This is a genomic window from Candidatus Chryseopegocella kryptomonas (assembly GCF_001536065.1).
GTDB classification, from domain to species: domain Bacteria; phylum Bacteroidota; class Ignavibacteria; order Kryptoniales; family Kryptoniaceae; genus Kryptonium; species Kryptonium kryptomonas.
The window spans coordinates 59917-81906 of sequence record NZ_CZVW01000001.1; the positions used below are offsets into that span (position 1 = coordinate 59917).

15 protein-coding genes are annotated in these 21990 nt (G+C 35.4%); 8 read left to right on the plus strand and 7 right to left on the minus strand.

Features of this window, described 5'->3' with window-relative positions:
* Window positions 1-40 precede the first annotated feature (40 nt).
* From AWW83_RS00260 to gltX, 6 genes are read right to left on the minus strand one after another with little or no spacing between them, the layout of a single operon-like run.
* On the minus strand, window positions 41-2500 hold the full coding sequence (locus AWW83_RS00260; RefSeq protein WP_092346655.1) for a beta-mannosidase: 2460 nt from the start codon (window positions 2498-2500) through the stop codon (window positions 41-43).
* The gene (locus AWW83_RS00265; RefSeq protein ID WP_092346658.1) at window positions 2497-3276 is read right to left on the minus strand and encodes an enoyl-CoA hydratase/isomerase family protein; all 780 of its coding nucleotides are present in this window, start codon (window positions 3274-3276) and stop codon (window positions 2497-2499) included. Before AWW83_RS00265 ends, AWW83_RS00260 begins: the two co-directional genes overlap by 4 nt.
* 59 nt (window positions 3277-3335) lie before the next feature.
* The gene (locus AWW83_RS00270; protein ID WP_092346918.1) at window positions 3336-4409 is read right to left on the minus strand and encodes a glucose-1-phosphate thymidylyltransferase; all 1074 of its coding nucleotides are present in this window, start codon (window positions 4407-4409) and stop codon (window positions 3336-3338) included.
* A 29-nt stretch (window positions 4410-4438) separates the two neighbouring features.
* Window positions 4439-5461, minus strand: a complete 1023-nt coding sequence (locus AWW83_RS00275) for a zinc-binding dehydrogenase (RefSeq protein WP_092346661.1) — start codon at window positions 5459-5461, stop codon at window positions 4439-4441.
* 14 nt (window positions 5462-5475) lie between these two features.
* Entirely contained in the window at window positions 5476-6618 is a 1143-nt protein-coding gene (locus AWW83_RS00280; protein WP_092346664.1) for a heparan-alpha-glucosaminide N-acetyltransferase domain-containing protein, read from the minus strand.
* On the minus strand, window positions 6615-8054 hold the full coding sequence (gltX, locus tag AWW83_RS00285) for a glutamate--tRNA ligase (RefSeq protein WP_092346667.1): 1440 nt from the start codon (window positions 8052-8054) through the stop codon (window positions 6615-6617). The genes AWW83_RS00280 and gltX overlap by 4 nt, the downstream gene beginning before the upstream one ends.
* Before the next feature lie 172 nt (window positions 8055-8226).
* Between gltX and rfaE1 the strand changes: the two genes are divergently transcribed.
* The 8 genes from rfaE1 (at window position 8227) to waaF (ending at window position 20691) form a co-directional block, all read left to right on the plus strand.
* The gene (gene rfaE1 / locus AWW83_RS00290; RefSeq protein ID WP_092346670.1) at window positions 8227-9231 is read left to right on the plus strand and encodes a D-glycero-beta-D-manno-heptose-7-phosphate kinase; all 1005 of its coding nucleotides are present in this window, start codon (window positions 8227-8229) and stop codon (window positions 9229-9231) included.
* A 1-nt stretch (window position 9232) separates the two neighbouring features.
* Window positions 9233-9715 carry a D-glycero-beta-D-manno-heptose 1-phosphate adenylyltransferase gene (gene rfaE2 / locus AWW83_RS00295; protein WP_092346673.1) on the plus strand — a complete coding sequence of 161 codons (483 nt, stop codon included), beginning with the start codon at window positions 9233-9235 and terminating at the stop codon, window positions 9713-9715.
* Window positions 9712-14100, plus strand: coding sequence for a translocation/assembly module TamB domain-containing protein (locus AWW83_RS00300; protein ID WP_092346676.1), 4389 nt, complete (start codon window positions 9712-9714; stop codon window positions 14098-14100). The genes rfaE2 and AWW83_RS00300 overlap by 4 nt, the downstream gene beginning before the upstream one ends.
* Complete coding sequence (gene rnr / locus AWW83_RS00305) at window positions 14097-16256, plus strand: ribonuclease R (RefSeq protein WP_234697210.1); 2160 nt, start codon at window positions 14097-14099, stop codon at window positions 16254-16256. Before AWW83_RS00300 ends, rnr begins: the two co-directional genes overlap by 4 nt.
* A gap of 2 nt (window positions 16257-16258) precedes the next feature.
* Entirely contained in the window at window positions 16259-16927 is a 669-nt protein-coding gene (locus AWW83_RS00310) for a DUF72 domain-containing protein (RefSeq protein WP_092346679.1), read from the plus strand.
* 93 nt (window positions 16928-17020) lie between these two features.
* Window positions 17021-18703: a M28 family metallopeptidase gene (locus AWW83_RS00315; protein ID WP_092346681.1), complete on the plus strand. Its 1683-nt coding sequence runs from the start codon at window positions 17021-17023 to the stop codon at window positions 18701-18703.
* A gap of 72 nt (window positions 18704-18775) precedes the next feature.
* Window positions 18776-19672: a lysophospholipid acyltransferase family protein gene (locus tag AWW83_RS00320; RefSeq protein WP_092346924.1), complete on the plus strand. Its 897-nt coding sequence runs from the start codon at window positions 18776-18778 to the stop codon at window positions 19670-19672.
* On the plus strand, window positions 19633-20691 hold the full coding sequence (gene waaF, locus AWW83_RS00325) for a lipopolysaccharide heptosyltransferase II (protein WP_143713846.1): 1059 nt from the start codon (window positions 19633-19635) through the stop codon (window positions 20689-20691). The genes AWW83_RS00320 and waaF overlap by 40 nt, the downstream gene beginning before the upstream one ends.
* On the opposite strand, the gene AWW83_RS00330 is transcribed toward waaF, so the two are convergent.
* Window positions 20666-21982: a 3-deoxy-D-manno-octulosonic acid transferase gene (locus AWW83_RS00330; RefSeq protein ID WP_092346686.1), complete on the minus strand. Its 1317-nt coding sequence runs from the start codon at window positions 21980-21982 to the stop codon at window positions 20666-20668. The two genes, waaF and AWW83_RS00330, sit on opposite strands and share 26 nt — an antisense overlap.
* Between the last annotated feature and the right edge of the window lie 8 nt (window positions 21983-21990).

The following is a 21990-nucleotide window of genomic DNA, read 5'->3' on the forward strand; positions in this document are numbered from 1 at the left end:
TTTTCACAAATATAATCAATGGAGCAAATCAATGCAAATGTCAGGTGAGAAATTTTATTCGGATGGATTTTAAAAGTTCTGATAGAGTTTTATCAGATTTTAATTCAACCTCAATCGTTGAATCAGGGTTGATGTCAAAAAAGTTATCGCTCAACTCAACATCAAAACCAGAAAAGTCAACAAACACAGCCCTTGCGAGATTTTTTGAGTAAAGTTTTAATCTGTAAAGATTTTCATCCACTTTTGAAATTTTGAACTTTAACCCCGGCGATTTGAACTTCATAAATTTTGGCTCTTCAAAATAAATTGAGTTCTCGGAAATTCTCCCATCGTTGTATTTAAATTCTGCGTGAATATAATCGGTTTGGAAATCTTCAACTTTTAAACCTTTTAAATTACTTTCAAAAGCGAAAGCAACGGAATTTTTTTCCGCATCAACTTTAATTTTCTTCTCAAACTTTTTCGCTCCATAAGTCGTAAATGTTCTAACTATTAGCTCACCCGAAACTTGTCTTGGCAGATCGTTCAAAATGTAAATTTTTAGCGAATCATCAATTCTTTTTAAGACGGGAAGAACTGGATTGAAAAATTTTTTCGCAAAATAATAAAGTGCCTTTGGTCTTTTTCTATAATCAATCGCAGACCAGCTTATAACATTCCAGCAATCATTCCATTGCCAGAACAAAGTTCCAGCGGTTTTGAATTTTCTTATTCTCCAGTTTTCAACCGCAAATTTTATCGCTTCCGCTTGATTTAACTGCATCAGATAGATTAAATCTTCAAAGTCATCGGTAATTTTAAAGTGCGAGGTTAAAAATCTGAAAAGTCGGGGGATACCTTCGGTTTGTTTATTGTGATGGTGAATTGAAAAAGAATTGAAATTTCTATTTTCAGGTTTTAAAACTTCTTTTAAAGTTTCAATATGGGGTGGTGCTTGAAAGCCGAACTCGGTTATAAACTTTGCTTTAACATTTTCATAATTTTTATAATCAATCCATTGGCTCCAGACCTTCCATTGATGATGATTTCCGTTTATTTCGGAGTTTGGATAATTCTCTCCCCATGGGGAACTTCGCCAGTATGGTCTTGTGCCGTCGTATTGCTCGCAAATTTCTTTTAAAACATCTCTAAAAATTTTTGCGCCTGGCATTTCATCTGGGCTTTTTTGCGTTTTGTCAACCCAGATCCACTCGTTTTCATTGTTTCCACACCATAAAACAATTGATGGATGATTTCTCAATCTTTTGACGATTTGAATTGCTTCGTTCTTAACATTATCAACAAATTCATCATATTCTGGATAACCTGCACAGGCAAACATAAAATCCTGCCATATCATTATGCCAAGTTCATCGCACTTATCATAAAAATAATCATCTTCATAAATGCCACCACCCCAAACTCTTAACATATTTAAATTCGCATCTTTCGCCATTTTCAAAAGTTTATCGTAATCTTCCTTTCTAACCCTTGGAAGGAAACTATCGGCAGGGATCCAGTTTGCACCCTTGCAGAAAATTTTTTCTCCGTTTATCTCAAAAATAAAACTCTCACCTTCTCCATCATCTTCCTGAATTAACTTAACTGTTCTAATTCCAAATTTTTTGGTGATTTTATCAATTACTTCGCCATCTTTTGAAATTTCAATTATCGCTGTGTAAAGCTCTGGCTCACCGTATCCGTTTGGAAACCACAATTTTGCGGATATTATCTCAAATCTATGCGCTCTCACCCTGTCGCGTTTTTTCTGGATTAAGCTTCTTTCGTAAATTTTTTCGTCTTTGTAAAAAATTTCAATTTTTAAATCAAGATCATCTTCAGTGAATTTTTCAAGTTCAATTTCTGCCGAAATTTCTGCTTTTGAATTTGAAATTGAAAGCGTTTTAAACCAAACATGTTTTATTTTTGCGAATTTTATGAATTCAAGATAGACAGGTTTCCATATTCCGCTTGTTGTGAGCACCGGACCCCAATCCCAACCAAATGAATACTGTGCCTTTCTTAAATAAACTCTGTGCGTTGCAAGTTCAACCGGGAGTTTGCCATATTTCTCTTCAAGTTCTTTGCCTGCAACCGTGGGAGATTTGAAGAAAACCTCTATCTCATTTTCTCCGCTCTTTATCAAGTTCTTAACTTCAAAAGAATGCGGAATGAACATATTGTTGAAATGACCTACGATTTCACCGTTCAACTTAACACTTCCAACTGTATCAAGTCCTTCAAAAGTAAGTTTAACGGAGTGAAAATCTGAAAAATCAAAATCAAGCAAAAACTTTTTTCTATAAATCCAATCAACTTTATCAACCCACTGAACATCAATTTCGTTCGTTTCAAAAAATGGATCGGGAATAAAATCATTTGCAAGTAGATCAAGATGAATTGTCCCCGGAACTTTTGCCTTGTTCCATATTGAAAGTTTTGTTCTTAACTCCTGCGGTAAAAATTCACTTGAACTTGCTTTGAATTCCCATTCACCGCTAAGATCAAACTTTAAGTTCATTTATTTTTGAAAACCGGTTTTCTTTTTTCAAGAAATGCCGATGTTCCTTCTTTGAAATCTTCGGTTCCACAGCAAATTCCGAAAAGTGTTGCTTCAAGATGAAGCCCATCGCTCAATGTTGTTTCATAAGCCATGTTAACTGCTTTTATAGCCATTCTAATTGCAATTTGTGGTTTTGAAGCGAGAACCTTTGCTAATTCTTCCGCCTCTTTCATAAGCTCTGATTGGGGAACAACTTTATTTACAACTCCCATTTCATAAGCTTCTTTTGCTGTAAATCTTCTTCCTGTTAAGATAAGTTCCATTGCTTTTGTTTTTCCAACAAGTCGTGTTAATCTTTGAGTCCCACCGTATCCGGGGATTATCCCAAGATCAATTTCTGGCTGACCGAAGACAGCGTTTTCGGATGCAATTCTAAAATGACATGCCCAAGCAAGCTCGCTTCCACCACCAAGGGCATAACCATTCACAGCTGCAATTACAGGTTTTCCGAGATTTTCTATCAAATTAAAAACTTCCTGTCCCCTTTCTGCGAACTCACGACCTGAGACCGCATCAAGTTTGTTAAGTTCGGCTATGTCGGCTCCGGCAACAAATGCTTTTTCACCAGCGCCAGTGATTATGACAACATAAATTTCATCGTCGTTTTTGATTTTTGTGAAAACATCTTTTAGTTCAAGCATTGTTTGATGGTTTAATGCGTTTAACTTTTCAGGTCTGTTAATTGTGACAAAAGCAATGTGTTCTTTTACTTCAAATAAAATGTTTTGATACATTTTTGACCTCCTGATGTTGTTTTTCAAATTTGTTTATCTTTGAGAAAAATTTAATTCACTCACCACGCTATTTCAATTCTTGATTGATCTCCAACCATAAACTTATGAACACGTGGCTTTCCTGTCGCTTCAACGATTTCAACATCGTTCCCGAGCAAGCTGCTTTCAATTCTAATTCCAACATTTAAAATTTTGCAATTTTTCATTATGATGCTGTATTCAATTTCGCTGTTGAGAACAAATGTTCCTTCGTCAATTGATGTGTATGGACCGATATAACTTCCTTCAATTATGCAATTCTTTCCGATGATTGCTGGACCGCGGATTATGCTGTTTTTAATCTTTGCTCCTTTTTCAAGTATGACTTTGCCTTCAATTTTTGTGCTTTGATCAACCTCAACATTTTCTTCAATTCTCGCTTCAAGTGAGTCAAGAACTAAACGATTTGCCTCAAGGAGGTCTTCCGGTTTACCTGTATCTTTCCACCAACCTGTGATTTCTGCATAGCCAATTTTATAACCTTTTTCAATTAGATAAGTATGAGCGTCTGAAATTTCAAGTTCCCCACGCCAACTTGGTTTTATATTTTTCACCGCTTCAAAAATGGAGCTGTCATAAAAGTAAATTCCCGCAACTGCGTAATTACTTTTCGGAACTTTCGGTTTTTCCTCAATTCTTACAATTTTTCCATCAACTATTTCTGGAACGCCAAACCTTTGCGGGTCTTTTACCTTTGCAAGCGTCAAAAAACAATTGTAATGATTCTTTTCAAATTCTTCAACAAATTTTTTTATCCCACCAACAAACATATTATCCCCAAGATAAAAAACAAATTTGTCTCCTTTGATGAAATCTTCGGCAATTTTAACAACATGTGCAAGCCCAAGCGGTGCCTCCTGTGGAATGTAAGTTATCTTAACACCCCACTTGCTTCCATCTCCGATTGCTTTTGGAACTTCATCACTATCTGCGTTGTGAACGATGCCAATTTCTTTTATCCCTGCCTCCGCAACTGTCTCAATCGCATAATGAAGCATTGGTTTGTTTGCAATTGGAATCAAATGTTTGTTCTGTGTATGGGTTAACGGTCTAAGGCGAGTTCCCCTTCCACCACTTGCAATTAACGCTTTCATAATTTTGAAAAATTTTTTGTTTGTAAGTTTCAAATTTTCAAAACAACTTTTCCAAATGCTTCTCTTTCCTCAAGAATTCTGTGTGCCTCTTGCGCTTCTTCAAGCGGTAATATCGTGTGAATTACAGGTTTTAATTTTCCATCCGAGAAAAACTTCAAAACCTCCATAAGTTCTCCCTTGCTTCCCATATAGATTCCCTCAATTGACAAATTTTTCCCGTAAACAAATCTCAATTCAATTGGCACTTCACTTCCACTTGTTGCTCCAAGTGTAATTAATTTACCTCCTTTTTTCAATGATTTCAAACCTTTCATAACAGTGTCAAGTCCAACATGGTCAAGAATCAAATCTATTCCCTCACCTTGCGTTTCAATTTTCAATCTCTCTTGGAAATCCTCTTTCTTGTAGTTTATTAAAACATCTGCTCCTAAATTTTTCGCCTTTTCAAGTTTTTCATCGCTCCCTGCTGTTGTAAAGACAATGGCATTGAAAAGTTTTGCAATTTGAATTGCTGCGATACCAACTCCGCTTCCAGCTGCGTGGATTAAGACCTTCATCCCAGGTCTTATTCCACCCCTTGTGACAAGGGCATGCCACGCTGTTAAAAATACAAGTGGAATTGAAGCTGCTTCTTCAAAATCAAGGTTTGGCGGAATTGGAAGAACATTTTGCGCTGGCAAAGCAACATATTCAGCATAAGTCCCATCTTTTTGAACACCAAGTATATGATAAAGTTTGCAGAAATTTTCTCTCCCTGAAGCACATTCCTGACAGATTCCGCAACCTATACCAGGAGATATTAAAACTTTTTCGCCAACTTTAAGATGCGTAACTCCCTCTCCAACATCTGCGATTATTCCAGCTCCATCAGCTCCGAGAATATGCGGGAATGGAATTTTGTAAAGTCCTTTTCTTATCCAAATGTCAAGATGATTTAAACTGGCTGCTTTGAGTTGAATTAAAACTTCGCCTGCTTTTGGCTTCGGCTGGGGTAAATCCATAAGTTTTAACTTGTCCCTTCCCCCAAATTCGGTTATGGCAACTGCTCTCATCTTTTTCTCCTTTTTTAATGTGGATTTATGAAAAACACAAGCAGAATTATGCTTACTGCTGCGTATTTAAAGTAGTCAAAAGTTTGATTTTTCGTTCTCTTTAAAAAGTTCAATGCGTAAGAAAAAGCAAAAACCACAAGCGCAAGCAGTATGAAAATACCAAAAACATGCACATAACTTAACATTCCACCAAGGAGAGAATAAAAAGAGTGAAATGGATTTATAGGGCTTCCATAAACCAACATCAAATGAAAGACATAAGCAAAGAGCGACTCCATACCGTAAATTTGAAGTGGATGAACCTTTAACTTTACAATCTTTTCAATCTTCCAAATCATATAAAAAACAACAATCACGAAAGCAAGCCGTGAAGATTGCAAAAATGGGCTTGAATAAATGATGAATTGATTTGGGTTTAGCAGGATTTCAAATATGTATTCTGATGCGAACAGAACTGGAAATGAAAGTATGGCGAAGTTGAAAATTTTTTTGAAGAAAGCATCAGCATTTCCCCGAGATGACTCAATCATAAATTTATAACCGATGTAAGCTCCAATCAAAATATATCCAATCCATGGAAAGAGCGGAAATTTTGAACCGTGAAATGTGTTAAGATACTGCGCTATGAATAAAGGCAAAAATTTTGAGAAGTCAACTGTGAAAAGAAACGGGGAAATTAAAAATGAGATAATTCCGAATAGAAACAAAAGTTTTGCAAATTTTTCTTTGTCTTTGATAAAAAACAAGGCAATTTGCATTGAAAGAAGCGAAACCCCGATAACCTGCAAAACATCCGATGAAAAAAGTTGTGCTAATGTTTCAAAGTTTGTTTCATTTATCAACTTTTTCAGCGAAAGATACGGCAGATGAAGAAAATAGCCAAGAAGCACAATGAAAAGAAATTTTCTCAATCGCTTCAAAAATTTTTGTGAAAACCTCGTGTATTCATCAATGTGTTTCAAAGTTGTGATTGAAAAAGCGAACCCAGAGATAAATAAAAACATCGGTGCTGTGAAACCCCGAAAGATTGTGTAGATTTGAAAAGCCAAACTCATTTTTTCACCCGGATTCAAAAGCGCATCCGCAGTGTGTCCGTGTAACATCAAAAGTATTGCAAGCCCGCGGTACACATCAATAAATCTCAAGCGTTTGCTCATACCTTCAGAAATTTCCCAATCCTTTGTTTTATTTTTTCTTTCCCAAAGAACTCAACAAGAAGAGGAAGCTCCGGACCGTGAGTTTTACCCGTAAGCGCTATCCGAATTGGCATAAAAAGATTTTTTCCCTTTATCCCAGTTTCAGATTGTATTTCCTTTGCAATTTGTTTGAATTTTTCTCTGTCTATTTCAGTGTCAAGATTTTCAATCTTATTGATAAATTTCTCAAAGACAATTTTTGTCGTGCTTAGATTCAACATCTCTTGCGCTTCGCCATTCTCAAGTCGAATTTCATCGTTGAAGAATACATCAACATAATCAACAATTTGAGCAAGATATTCAAGATGAGTTCGGACTGCTTCAACGATAATTTTAACTTTTTGAAAGTTTGAAACATCGTAACCTTTTTCTTTCAGAAATGGTATCGCAAGTTGTGTTAATTTGTCAAGGTCGTAGTTTTTTATGTAATGCGAATTCATCCAATTGAGTTTTTTGATATCAAATATAGCACCAGCTTTGTTGACTCTTTCAAGTGAAAATTCTTTTATCAATTCTTCAATTGTGAAAAATTCTCTTTCATCGCCCGGATTCCAACCAAGCAAAGCGATGAAATTAACAACGGCTTCGGGGAGATAACCTTTTGCTCTATAATCTTCAACTGCTACATCTCCCTGTCTTTTGCTTAGTTTCGTTCTATCCGGATTCAAAAGCAATGGCAGGTGAGCAAATTGTGGTTTTTCCCAGTTGAGATATTCATAGAGCAAAATATGTTTGGGCGTGCTCGGGAGCCATTCTTCGCCACGGATCACATGTGAGATTTTCATATAATGATCATCAACGACGACCGCAAGGTGATATGTTGGGAATCCATCTGATTTCAAAATTATTTGATCATCAAGGACTTTAAAATTTATCGTCACATCTCCACGAATTAAATCGTTAAAAGTTATTTCCCCCCATTCTGGAATTTTCATTCTTATTGTCTTTGGTATTCCTTCGTCAAGTTTTTTCTTAACTTCTTCTGGGGTTAATCTTCTACAGGTGCCATCGTATTTCGGGGCTTGACCTGATTTAATTTGCTCTTGACGCATCTTTTCAAGTCGCTCGGGCGTGCAAAAACAATAATAAGCGTGTCCTTTTTCAATAAGTTCAAGAGCATGTTTGTGATAAAGTTCAAGCCGCTGGGACTGAATGTAAGGTCCATAAGGTCCTCCTTTAATCGGACCTTCGTCAAATTCAATTCCAGCCCATTTTAATGTCTCAATTAAATTTTCAACAGCCCCAGGGACAATTCTTGTCTGGTCGGTATCCTCTATGCGAAGGATAAATTGACCGTTGTGTTTTTTGGCAAAAAGATAATTATACAGCGCTGTTCTTAATCCACCAACGTGAAGAAATCCAGTTGGACTTGGAGCAAAACGTGTTCTTACGGACACAACAAGTGTTAAAAATTTGGTTTTACTTGATGTAAAATATACTCAAATGAAGTTTGAAATCCAAAAAAGTCCAACAGTATTAGCAAAACCAAGTCGCTATCCTTTGAACTTGCTTATTCTATTGTCTTTGCGTATTTTTATCATTGAATTCAAAACAAAGTCAGAATTTTTCATGATAAAATTCACGGAGGAGCGACTTTTAAACCTTTTCAAAAATTTTGAAAATGTAAAAGTTGCGGTAATTGGTGACCTTATGCTTGATCGCTACATCTGGGGTAGCGTCAATAGAATTTCTCCAGAAGCACCTGTGCCAGTTATTGAAGTTGAAGGAGAAGATTCAAAACTTGGTGGTGCTGGCAATGTCGCAAACAATATAAAATCTCTCGGTGCGTTTCCGCTTCTTATTGGAGTTGTCGGAGATGATAGAGAAGGTGAAATTTTGTTTGATCTAATGAAACGAGAAGGTTTTAACACAGGTGGGATCATTGTTGATCGTTCAAGACCGACAACGGTTAAAACAAGGGTCATAGCCCATAACCAGCATGTTGTCAGAATAGACAGGGAATCAAGAGAGCCAATAAATTATTCAATTCAAGAAAGAATAAAAGAGATTGTCCTTCAAAACATTCATCAACTTAATGCGATAATAATTGAAGATTACAACAAAGGTGTTATCGTGAGAAATTTAATCCACGATTTGATTGACATTGCTAATAAATATGGCGTAGTTATAACTGTTGATCCGAAATTTGACAACTTTTTTGAATTTAAAAATGTGACTGTCTTTAAGCCGAATAGGAAAGAAGTTGAAGATGTTTTAGGTCGTAAAATTGACACAGAAGAAAAAGTAATTGAAGCGGGGAAGATTTTGCTTGAAAGATTAAAGTGTGAATATCTTCTCTTAACACGTGGCGAAAAAGGAATGACGCTTTTCACAAAGAATGGAGATGTAAAACACATTCCGACGAAAGCAAGAAAAGTTGCTGATGTCTCTGGTGCTGGTGATACAGTTATATCAACGATAACAGTTGCCCTTGCAAGTGGTGCTGATATAATTGAATCTGCATCGCTTGCAAATTACGCTGCTGGAATTGTCGTTGAAGAAGTTGGCGTCGTGCCAGTTGATAAAGAAAAACTTTTTAAGGCTGCTCTTCTTGATTCAAAAGGTGAATGGTAGTATGGGAAGAATTGTTAATTTGGATGAAATAATTGAGATAAGAAATAAACTCAAAAACGAAGGGAAAAAAATTGTCTTTACAAATGGTTGCTTTGATATATTGCACAGGGGACATGTTGAATACTTGATTAGAGCGAAAGAACTTGGCGATGTTTTGATAGTTGGTTTGAACAGCGATTCTTCGGTAAGAAAAATAAAAGGTGAAGGTAGACCGATCGTCCCGCAAGAGGATAGAGCGTTTATACTTTCAAATCTTGCTTTTGTTGATTATGTCGTCATTTTTGATGAACCAACACCTTATGAATTGATTTCAAAAATAGTTCCAGATGTTCTTGTTAAGGGAAGTGATTGGAGCGTTGAAAATGTCGTCGGGAGAGATGTGGTTGAAGCAAATGGTGGAAAAGTTGTTTTAATTGAGTTAACACCAAACAGATCAACGACGAACATTATAAAAACCATCATTGAAAGATTCTGCAAGAGATGAAAAAAATCTTCAAAAAACTTTTCAAAGTCGTCTTTTATTTCTCCGCATTGTTTTTGATTTTGATTTCAATCGTCTTGATAATCACGCAGACGGAGAGATTTAGAATTTTCATTCACGATAAAGTTGAATCTGAATTGAGAAAATCAATTGGTGGAGATATTTATCTTGGAAAATTTTATGGCAATTTATTCACAGGGCTTGGCATAGATGGATTTCGCATTGATGTTGATGGCAAAACATTCATTAAAGCATTAAGCATTGAACTCAAATATAATCCCATTGGATTGATCAGAGGAAGTTATTCTTTTGATGAGTTCATAATTTACAAGCCCGAAGTCAATCTCATAAGAGACAGAAACGGAAACTGGAACTATCAAAAAATTATCAAACCGAGAAAAGGGGATGCAAGTGGTAGAATTTCCGTCTCATTTTATAAATTTGTGATTGATGATGGCAAATTCTCTCTTGTTGATTCACTAAATTTGAAAACATCCGCACTTGCAGAAAGTTTGAATTGTATTAATTACCACAATTTCACAATCCACGATATTAATTTAAATTTGAGCGGTTCTTACTCATCTGAAAAAATTGACTTGCGAAGTTTTAAACTTTCCTTTATCGTTGATGAAGGCAAATTTAACGCAGATTTATCTGGAAAAATTTTTATGGATAAAGAGGAATTGCAAGCGAAGGATGTTGAAATTTTAACTGGGAGAAGCAGGGCAAAGTTTAACTTCTTTGCAAGCACGAAGGATAATTTGTTCAAACTTGATAGAAACACGATTGAAAATGTTTATATGAGCGTTTATCTTGTTGCGGATAGTTTCAGTTTCGGTGATTTGACAAAATTTATTCCATCTGTTCATTTCTTAAATGGCTCTCCATCAGTAGAAATTGAAGCGGAAGGGACTTTGAAAGATTTGAAGATAAAAAGGATAAATTCAAAAATTTACGATTCCGAGATTTCAATCACTGGCGAACTTAAAAATGTGATAAAATTTTCAGATTTTTTGATTGATGCCCAAATTCAGAATTCAAAAATTAACACTTCTGACATAGAAAAATTTGTCACACTTGTCAATTTGCCAGAGTTTAAGGTCAAGCAATTTTATCTTGATGGCAGATACATAGGTCATCCGCTTGATTTTACTTCAAGTGTTAATTTCAACTGGGATAAGACAATTGTAAATCTTGATGCGAAACTCAAAATCAAAGATGATTTCGCTTACGATTTGAATTTTAGAGTTTCGGATTTAAATCCAGAAGATATTTTAAACACGGAAAGCATGAGGGGAATTCTCAATTTTTCAGGAAATTTGAGCGGTAAAGGTGTAGGTTTTGATAACGCAGAGGCAAGAGCAAGGGTTGAAATAAGTGAATCTTTTGTGAATAAAGTTTTGCTTCCGAAGTCAAACTTTCTGTTTGATTTGAGAGGTGGCGAATTGAACGGGACTTTTGTCTCAATTTCCGAAGGATTTAAAGGCATAATAGATTTGAATTTAAAAAAAGATGAAGCGAACCAATTTCTGTTAAGTTTGAGTGGGTCTCTGACTGATCTTGATTTGTCTCAAATCAGAACAGATAAACCACATTTTTTGCGAAGTCATATTTCTGGCGATTTTATTCTCAAATTTACATCTGGAAATTTCAAAAAGATGGATTTGTTTGCTCAACTTAATCCGTCAAGTTTCGGAAATTACAAAATTAGCAAATTGCGTTTGAACGCAAGATATACCGAAGATGCACAGAAAAAGAGTTTGAATCTTCAATCAAATATGTTTGACTTAAATCTTGAAGGCAAGTTTAACTTTGATGACCTTTTTAAATCAGTTGGACTTGCGATTAAAACGATTCAAGGTAAAGTCAATGAGAAATTAAACTTTGTCAAGTTTGAAGGCGTAAGTTTTGGCGATCTTAAAAATCAAGTTGAAGTTGATTACAAGATAAAGTTTAAGAACTTAACACCTATTTCTGTTTTTTCAATTGGTCAAATTTTTCAGGCAATTGGAAATCTTGATGGAGTTTTTCTTTCTGATTCGGGAGGATTTTACTTTTACAGCAATGCAAATTTAAAAGACATCGCATATTTGAATTTCAAAGATGGAAAAATTGACACATTTAAATTTGGTTATTTTAACGGAGAAGTTGAGTTTGATTATAAATCAGAAAAGTTGAAGTTTGAGGTCAAAGGTCTTTGTGGAAATTTTGATTCAAGGGTTATGCAATTTGACAGAGCAAATGTTAACTTTGCATTTGAAGAGCCAAATCTTTACGCAGAATTTTCGGGTAAAGCGAGCGATTGGGATGTTGAAATCGTCTCACTGTTTCAGTTTGGGAGCGAAGCGAATAGATATATTTTGAAAAATTTCGTGGGCGAAATTTACGGTAGCAGAATTTACATTGAAGATGAAATTGAATTTTTCCAAACGAAGAGTGGGCTTGTGATAAATCCAGCATCTTTTCTTTTAAATGGTCAAAAATTTTACATCGCTGGCTTCATTGATAAACAAACGCAACAGTTGAGATTGTGGGGTGAAAATTTAAAACTTGACAGCGCATTAAAAACTCAAACATTTTCTGGCGATGTTGATTTCTCAATTTTCGTCTATGGAACACATGATAAACCAAGTTCTGAAGTTGAAATTTTGATCAAAGATTTTATGTATAAAGAAATTAAACTCGGCGAGTTTCAATGTTTTGGCAAGGTTGAGGGTGATGTGATAAATTTGAATTCTTCGCTTTTGACGGAAGTTGGAGATGTAAAGTATAATGCGATGGATATGAACATTTCAATTCCGATGTGGTTTAGGCGGGATGTGAGTGTAAAGTATCCGAAGCCGTATGTTATCGGAAAGATGAAACTTTTCAGATTTCCTGTTGCTGTGTTTGAGCCGTTTATTTCTGATGTGTCAGACCTTCGTGGCGATATAACTGCAAATGTTGATTTTCAAGGGACATTTGACAATCCGAATTTCAAGGGTAATTTTTCGCTTCAAAATTGCATTTTCAGGTTCAAGCCAAACAATAAGTATTATCTTGTTTACGGGAGTGGAAAAATTGATTCAAATGTCGTTTATGTTGAGGATTTGAGTTTGTGGAACAATCCAGATGATTACAGAGATGGCGAAGTTCAAATTAAAGGTGCTGTGTATTTTGATCGTTATTCAATTTCACGGGGAAATTTCAGCATAAATGGGAAGTTGTTAATTGTTGATAAAGAAGGTTTTGGGGATACGGGATTTTACGGCAGGGTTATCGCAGAGACGGGTGGAAATGGTTTGAGTTTAAAAATTGACACTACGGGATTATATTTAAATGGAGAAATTTTGTTATCCGATGTTGATTTAAACTATCTTCCGAAGCGTGCAACGAGTATATCAAAAGGAACTGGATTTGAGTATGTTTATCTAAATCCGTTTGATACGCTCAAAACAGAGGAAACACAAGTTGAACAACTTGTTTATCTTGATATACCTGTTAAAACTGGTGGCGAAAGTTTGGAGGTTAAGAGAAAACATGGAATTTTTTCAAGTTTGAACTACGATCTAATGATTTCAACTTCAAAAAATGCGAAGTTAAATTTGGTTCTTAACACTCAAACTGGCGAAGAATTTTTCGCAGAGTTTACAGGCAGATTAAATTTGAGGAATTATTCTGGTTCAACCCTTGCTTATGGAGAGATTGATATACTTGATCGTTCTTATTATAACTTTTTCAAAAGGTTTAACGCAAGTGGGAAATTAAAATTCACTGGTGATTTAAACAGCCCAGAACTTGACATAATCGCAAGTTATACGGGAACTCACACTGTTTTAACTGATACGATAAGTGCTGGGAAAGTTGAAACGGTTCAAATTAAACTTTTAATCTCTGGGACTCTTTCAAAGCCAATTGTAAAAGTTCAAATGTTTATAGATGGTGAAGATTATCAAAAAGTTTATCCGCACGGTGAAGTTGAATCAGATGCAATCTCGTTTCTTGTCACGGGAAGATTTAAAGATGAATTGACAAGTGGTGAAGTTGCGATGTTTACAGAAAATCTTTGGTCGTCCGCTGGTGCGTCGCTTTTAAGCACCGCTGTTTCTGGAGTTATCACGGATATCTTGCGTGATGTTTTGGGCGGGTTTATAACAAGCACGGAGTTTGGATATTATTCTGGATTTAAAGGTTTGAGAATAACTGGAAATATAGGTGGTGCAGTTATCCAATTTGGAGGTGATATTTTTACAGACATTTCAAAATCTGTCGTCGTCATACAGTATCCGATTTTTAAGAAAATTTTCGGAGGAAATTTGACGATTGAATATCAAAGAAAGCCGATACAATTCTATCAAGAAAAAGAAATTGTAAACAAACTTGGGTTATATTACAGGATAAGATTATGAAGAAAGAAATTGAAACTTCCGAGATCAAGGAAAGAATTTTGAAGTTTTTGAAGAAAAGAGCAAGGAAATCGTTCAGAGCAAAAGAGATTGCGAAAAAACTTGATTTGATTGAAGAGTATGAGATGGGGATTATAAAGCGAATTTTAAATGAGATGGTTGAAAAGGGTGAAATTGTTAAGTTGCCGAGAAACAAATACACATTTAAACCAAATCCGAAAATTCTCGTTGGAAGATTAACCGTAAATCCGAATGGTTATGGCTTCGTTGAAATTGAAGATGATTTGGGTGGTGATATAAAAGAGGTTTTTATTCCGCCGAGATTTATTCACACCGCACTTGATGGAGACAAGGTTGCTGTTTCAGTGATTGAAAAAAGAAAAGGACTTCTTGCGGAGGGTGAAATAGTTGATATAATTGAGCGTGGGAGAAAAGTTATAACGGGAGTTCTTTCAAAGAAAAAGGGGATTTACTTCGTTATCCCAGATGATAAACACATAATTCGGGACTTTTACATCAATGAGAAAAATGTTAAGAAGTTTAACGCTAAAGTTGGAGATAAAGTTGCAATTGAACTTGTTGACTGGATTGATGAGGGTTTCAGCCCAGAGGGAAGAATAATTGAAGTTCTCGGAAAAGCAGGTGAAAATGACGCAGAAATTCTATCAATAGCAAGAAATTATGATTTCCCAACGAAGTTTCCAGATGATGTTTTAAGGGAAGCAGAGAAAATTCCTGATGAAATTCCAGAGTCGGAATATAAAAAACGGCTTGATTTGAGAGAGTTAATTTGCTTTACAATAGACCCAGAAGATGCAAAAGATTTTGATGACGCTGTTTCGCTTGAAGTTCTCCCTGATGGGAAATATAAACTTGGTGTGCATATTGCAGATGTGAGTTTTTATGTTAAAGAAGGAAGCAAAATTGATATTGAAGCATACAGGCGTGGGACAAGCGTCTATCTTGTTGATAGAGTTATCCCGATGTTGCCAGAGAAATTGTCAAATAATGTTTGCAGTTTGAATCCAAATGTTGATCGGCTTGCGTATTCTGTTTTTATGATTGTGAATTCAAAAGGAGTTGTGGAAGATTATTCATTTCACAAAAGCATAATAAGAAGCAAGCGAAGATTTACATATGAAGAAGTTCAAAGGATAATTGAAACAGGTGAAGGTGATTTTGCGGATATAATTCTTGAAATGCACAAGTTGAGCAAAATTTTATTGAAGAAGAGATTGCGTGAAGGAAGCATTGACTTTGAAACTCCAGAGGTGAAGTTCAAACTTGATGAAGAAGGAAGACCGATTGAGATTATCAAGAAAGTTCGTCTTGATAGCCACAGGTTGATAGAGGAATTTATGTTGCTTGCAAATCAGACGGTTGCAAAGCATGTTGGAAAGATGAATAGAAAAAATCGTGAGTATCCATTTGTTTACAGAGTTCACGATCTTCCAGACCCAGCAAAGTTGAAAAATCTTGCTGAATTTGTGAGAAAACTTGGATTTAAATTTGAAATTGATTCAAAACCACTTTCAAAATCAATTCAAAAACTCCTTGCACAGGTAAAAGACACAGAATATGAATATCTTGTCAATGACATAGCAATTAGATCAATGGCGAAGGCAATTTATTCGGAAAAAAATATAGGTCATTTCGGGCTTGGCTTCAAATACTACACTCATTTTACATCTCCGATAAGAAGATACCCTGACCTTGTCGTTCATCGCCTTCTTTATGAATATACGGAAGGAAAAGTTGATGATGAAAGATTAAATCAGATTGCAAGAAAACTTCCAGAAATTTGCAAACATTCTTCTGAAATGGAAATAAAAGCGATGGAAGCAGAGCGAGAATCAATTAAGTTTAAACAAGTTGAGTATATGAAAGAACATGTTGGGAGAGTTTTTGATGGCATTATTTCGGGAGTTCAAGATTTTGGATTGTTCGTTGAAATAAATGATATACTTGTTGAAGGACTTGTCAAGGTTCGTGATATGAACGATGATTATTACATTTACGATGAGAGTCAATATGCTTTGATAGGGAAATATACGAAGAAAGTTTATCGGCTCGGGGATAAGGTTAGAGTTAGAGTTGTAAGAGTTGATGAAGTTTCAAGGGAAATTGATTTTGTTCTTCTGGGAAAGATATCAAGGTGAAGATGGCGAAAATTTACATTGGGACATCTGGTTATTTCTACAAACATTGGGTTGGGAGATTTTATCCAGAGAAGATGTCAAAGAACAAATGGCTTGAGTATTATTCAAAAGTTTTTGACACAGTTGAACTTAACACAACATTTTATCACTTGCCGAGAGCGAAAACGCTTGAAGGATGGATAATGAAGACACCGAAAAATTTTATTTTTTCTGTTAAGATTCACCAAACTATAACGCATATAAAACGGCTGAAAAATGTAAGAAGCGATTTTTATGGATTTATGAAAGTTATAAAACCGTTAAGAATTTACGGACGAATTGGTTGCATACTGCATCAATTCCCGCCAGACCTTGAATATGATGTCTCTCTTTTAAAAGATTACATCTCTTTGCTTCCGAAGGGATATAGACATGTGTTTGAATTCAGAAACCCCGAGTATTTCAACGATATTATTTTTCTGGTTTTGAAGGAGAATAAAATTGGGTTATGTATTTCACACATGCGTGGACTTGAGACGCCCCCTATTTCAACTTCTGATTTTGTTTATTTCAGATTTCATGGACCTGAAGAAAGATACAGGTCAATTTACAGCGAGGAACAGATAGAAAAGTTTGCAAAGTTAATCTGGGGTTTCTTGCTTGAGGATAAAACTGTTTTTTGTTTATTTTAACAACGACTTCAACGCTTATGCTGTTGAAAATGCGTTAAGTTTGAAGAGAGCCATTTTAAACTTGATAAATTCAAAACAAATGGAGGACGAAAGATGAAACTTTCAAAAATTGCTCTTTTAACATTGTTTTTCAATTTCATCGCTTTTTCTCAAATAACGATTAACAATTTTTTAACGGAGGACGCAAAAAGAGCGATGAATTATATCACCGAAGATTATATCAAAGCAAATGTCCAGTTCCTTGCAAGCGATTTGCTTGAAGGAAGGGGCACGGGTTCAAGGGGCGAACTTCTTGCAGCGACTTATATTGCAACACAGTTTAAACTTTTCGGACTTGAACCAGGTGGTGATAATGGCTCATATTTTCAGAAAGTTCCGCTTGTTGGAATCACAACTTTTCCAGATAATGAGATGGTGATAAAAGGCAAAGATGGCAAGGTTAAGGCAAAGTTTAGATATTACGATGAATTCATTGCTGCTTCTGGTGTGAGAGAGAATTTTGTTTCAATTAAAGACGCAGATATTGTTTTTGTCGGTTATGGGATTGTCGCTCCGGAGCAAAACTGGGATGATTACAAAGGAGTTGATGTTTCAGGTAAAATTTTGCTTATGTTGAACGATGATCCACCTGCTACGCCAGAAGAGCCGAATTTATTCGGAGGCAAGGCAAGAACTTATTATGGAAGATGGACTTACAAATATGAAATTGCAGCGAAAAAAGGAGCTCTTGGTGCTATAATAATTCACACAACTCCATCGGCTGGCTACGGTTGGAATGTCGTTCAAAGTTCATGGTCTGGTGAAGAATTTGAGCTTGCAAATGATACCGAGCCAAAAATTAAACTTAAAGGTTGGCTCACGGAAGATGCATCAAGAAAATTAGTTGCTCTTGCTGGAAAAAATCTTGATCAACTTTTTGAATTAGCAAAGAATAGAAGTTTTAAACCCGTTGATCTCGGCTTAAAACTTTCGCTTAATATGAGAGTAAAGTCAAGAGAAATTGTCTCGCAAAATGTTGTCGGGATTTTGAGAGGTGGAGATGAAAAATTGAAAGATGAATATATTGTTTTGACATCTCATCACGATCATCTTGGCATAGGTAAACCTGTTAATGGTGATTCAATTTACAACGGGGCTCTTGACAATGCTTCTGGAGTTTCAGCTCTTTTAACACTTGCAAAAGCATTTTCGGAGTTGAAGATTAAACCTCGTCGTTCAATTATGTTTGTTTCTGTAACTGCCGAAGAAGCTGGACTTCTTGGGTCAAAATACTTTGCACAAAATCCTCCTGTTCCAACTGTTAACATAATTGCAAATATAAATGTTGATGGAATAAACATTTGGGGAAAAACGAAAGATGTCGTTTTAATCGGTATGGAGAAAAGCACGCTTGGTGATATAATCAATGAAATTGCGAATAAGTATCAGGGTAGATATGCAAAGCCAGATCAATTCCCAGAACTTGGTATGTTTTACAGGTCTGACCAGTTTAGTTTTGCGAAGGTTGGAATTCCAGCAATTTTCTTTGACAATGGCGTTGAATATGTTGGAAAACCAGAAGATTACGGAAGGAAAGTTGTTGAAGAATACATAAAGAAAAATTATCATCAACCGAGCGATGAATATAACGAATCGTGGGTTCTTGATGGTGCTGTTGAAGATACGAAACTTGTTTTTATGGTGACATATTATCTTGCAAACGCAGATACAAAGCCAGAGTGGAAACCAGATAGCGAATTCAGGTTGATAAGAGAGCAGATGTTGAAGAACAAGTAATTTTTATCCCCTCCCGATTTAGAGCAAAACTTCGGGAGGGGGCATTTTTTGAATTAAATTTAAAAGCACATTATGAAAAACTACATTGAATTTATCATTTTCAAATTTTTCGTTTTCATTGCCAGAATTTTTCCGCTTGAAATCACACAGCGTTTTGCAAAATTTCTTGGTATCTTTGCTTATTATTTCATCCCGTATAGAAAAAAAGTCGCACTTGATAATCTGCGAAAATCATTTCCAGAAAAAAGCGAAGCACAGATAAAGCAAATTTTGAAAATGGCTTATGTTAATTTGTTTGTCACATTTTTTGAGTTTATGTGTTTTCCAAAGTTGAAAATTGATGATATTAAAAAACTTGCGAAAATTGAAAACTTTAATTATGTCGTTGAAGCGTTAGAGAAAGGAAATGGTTTGATTTTGATGTCGGGACATTTCGGGAATTGGGAATTAAGCGCACTTGTCTCTGGGATTGAAATCGGGAAACCACTTCACATAATTGTTAAAACGCAAAGAAATAAACTTGTTGATGCTGAAATTAACAAATGGCGTTGCTGGTTCGGAAATAAAGTTATACCTATGGAAAAAGCATTTAGAGAATCGTTGAAGATTTTATCAAATGGTGGGATAGTTGCGCTTCTTGCTGATCAAAGTGCGCCGAAAGAGTCAATTTATGTTAATTTTCTCGGTAGACCTGCGTCAACATTTGCAGGACCTGCGGTTATGTCTTTAAAGGCAAAAGCGCCAATTGTGATGGGATTTGCGATAAGAGAAAAAAATTTCAAATATCGCATTGTTTTTGAAAAACTTGATTTTGATTTCAACGCTGGAAGCGACGATCAAAAAGTTTTAGAACTTACCCAAATCCATACTTCACTGCTTGAAAAATACATTCGTCTTTATCCCGACCATTGGCTTTGGTTTCACAGGAGATGGAAGCATCAACCGCCACAAAATTTAGAGCAAACTTGAACTTTGAAAGAATTTTAATCATTCAAACCGCTTTCATTGGAGATGTTATACTTGCTCTGCCTCTTCTTCAAGTGTTAAGAAGGAATTTCCCGAATTCAAAAATTGATTTTATGCTCATACCTAAAACAGCAGAACTTTTGCGAAATCATCCAGATGTTGATGAAATTATAATTTTTGACAAAAATGGAAAAGACAGAGGATTGCGTGGCATTTTAAAGATGGCAAAATTTATATCAAAACAAAATTATGATGTCGCTTTTATTCTTCAAAGATATTTTAGAAGTGCAATCATTCCATTTATTGCGGGAGTGAAAATTAGAGTTGGATTTGACAAAAGCAAGTTTAAATTTCTTTACACTCAAATTGTGAAATACAGACAGATTCACGAAATAGAAAGAAATCTATCGCTTCTTGAACCGTTCAATATAAAAGTTGAATCAAAAGAGTTACCTAATCTTTATCCATCAGACGAAGATAAAAAAGTTGTTGGGGAATTGATCTCAAAAATTAACTCAAAAATTATTGGCGTTGCCCCTGGTTCTGTGTGGGAGACAAAAAGATGGTTAAAGGAAAGATTTGCCGAACTTGTGAAACTTTTACAAAGCGATGGGTTTAGCGTTGTTTTGATAGGTGGTGGCGACGATTTTAACCTTTGCGAAGAAATTAAGAAAATTAGCGGTGGGGAAAATGTCTTCAACTTTTGCGGTAAATTGACTTTGCTTCAATCTGCGGAGTTGATAAGGCATTGTGAAGTTTTAGTTTCAAATGATTCAGCGCCAATGCATCTGGCTGTTGCAATGAGAACTCCTGTTGTTGCAATTTTTGGTTCAACTGTTCCAGAATTTGGGTTTTATCCATACGGGGATAGGGATAAAATTGTTCAGGTTGAAAATCTCTATTGCAGACCGTGCGGAATTCACGGCTATAATAAATGTCCAGAAGGACATTTCAAGTGTATGCGATTAATTGAAACAGAAATGGTTTATGATGAGGTTAAGAACTTAATCCGATCGCCTTGATAATTTTATCAGTTGCACCAAGATTTGATTTTACAAGTTCAAACGATTTTTGCCCGATTTCTTTTCGTAGATTTTCGTCAGATAGAATTTTTCGCAATGCTTTATAAAATTGTTTTTCGTTTTTTATGACGATTCCACCACCGATTTGAGCAAGTTTCTGTGCTTCGGGTGAGTTTTGAATTTTCGGTCCATATATCACGGGTATCCCATATGTTGCTGGTTCAAGGACATTGTGAATTCCCTGTTTGAAACTTCCACCAACATAGGCGACATCAGCATAAGCGTATAAAGTCATAAGAAACCCAATTCCATCAACTATGACAACCTTCTCATCTTTGTAATTTTCTATTTTTGAAAATCTTATGCTTGTTAATTTATTGTCAAGTTCTTTCTCAATTTTCTCAATGTTTTCTTCTGTTGGTTCGTGCGGAACGAGAATGGTCAAAAGTTTCGGCTCATATTTTTGAATTTTTATAATGGCTGGAATTATTACTTTTTCATCTTCCTCCCAACTGCTCCCGACGACGAAAATTTTTCTCCTTGTTCCATCATTTGATTTAATCACGCTTTCTGGAACTATTGCTTTCTTTGAAGCATCTTGACTTCGCAAATAAACTTGATCATATCTTGTATCGCCAGTGATGAAAACTTTCGCTCGTTTTGAAAGCAAAGGATTTAACTTTTCAAGTGAATTTTTATCTTCGTTGGAGATCAAAAAGATGAAGTCAAAAAGTTCATAAATTGTTTTGTAGAAAAATCTTTTGAAAAGGTTTGACACCTTGCTTTCGTTGATAAAAGCATTCGCAAGACAGAGATTAAATTTGTTTCTGTGTGCGAAGTAAAGATGATTAAGCCAAAAATCATATTTCATCAGGAAAAGGTAATTTTCACGGGTTTTGATCAAATTGATAAATTTTTTCGCATTTGAGAGTGAGTCAAATGGAATGTATGAGATCACATTAGCAAACTGATAATTTTTTGACGGCTCAAATCCAGAAGGTGAAAAGAAAGTCACAATGATGTTTGGATTGACTTTTTCTCTCAATTTTAAAATTATTGGTTTTGCCTGCTCAAATTCACCAAGCGATGCGCAATGAAACCAGAAAACAGGTTTCTCTGGGTTAAATTTTTCTTTTGTCTTTTGCTCAAGGTCTTTAAAAAGATTTTTCCTGCCGTTAATTCCTCTTTTGACCTTTTTGTTGAACAATCCGAGAAGATGAAATGTGATAAATAAAATCGGGATAAAGATCAGGTTGTAGATTAAAAGCAGGATAAAAAAATTTTTTCGCATCGTTTTTG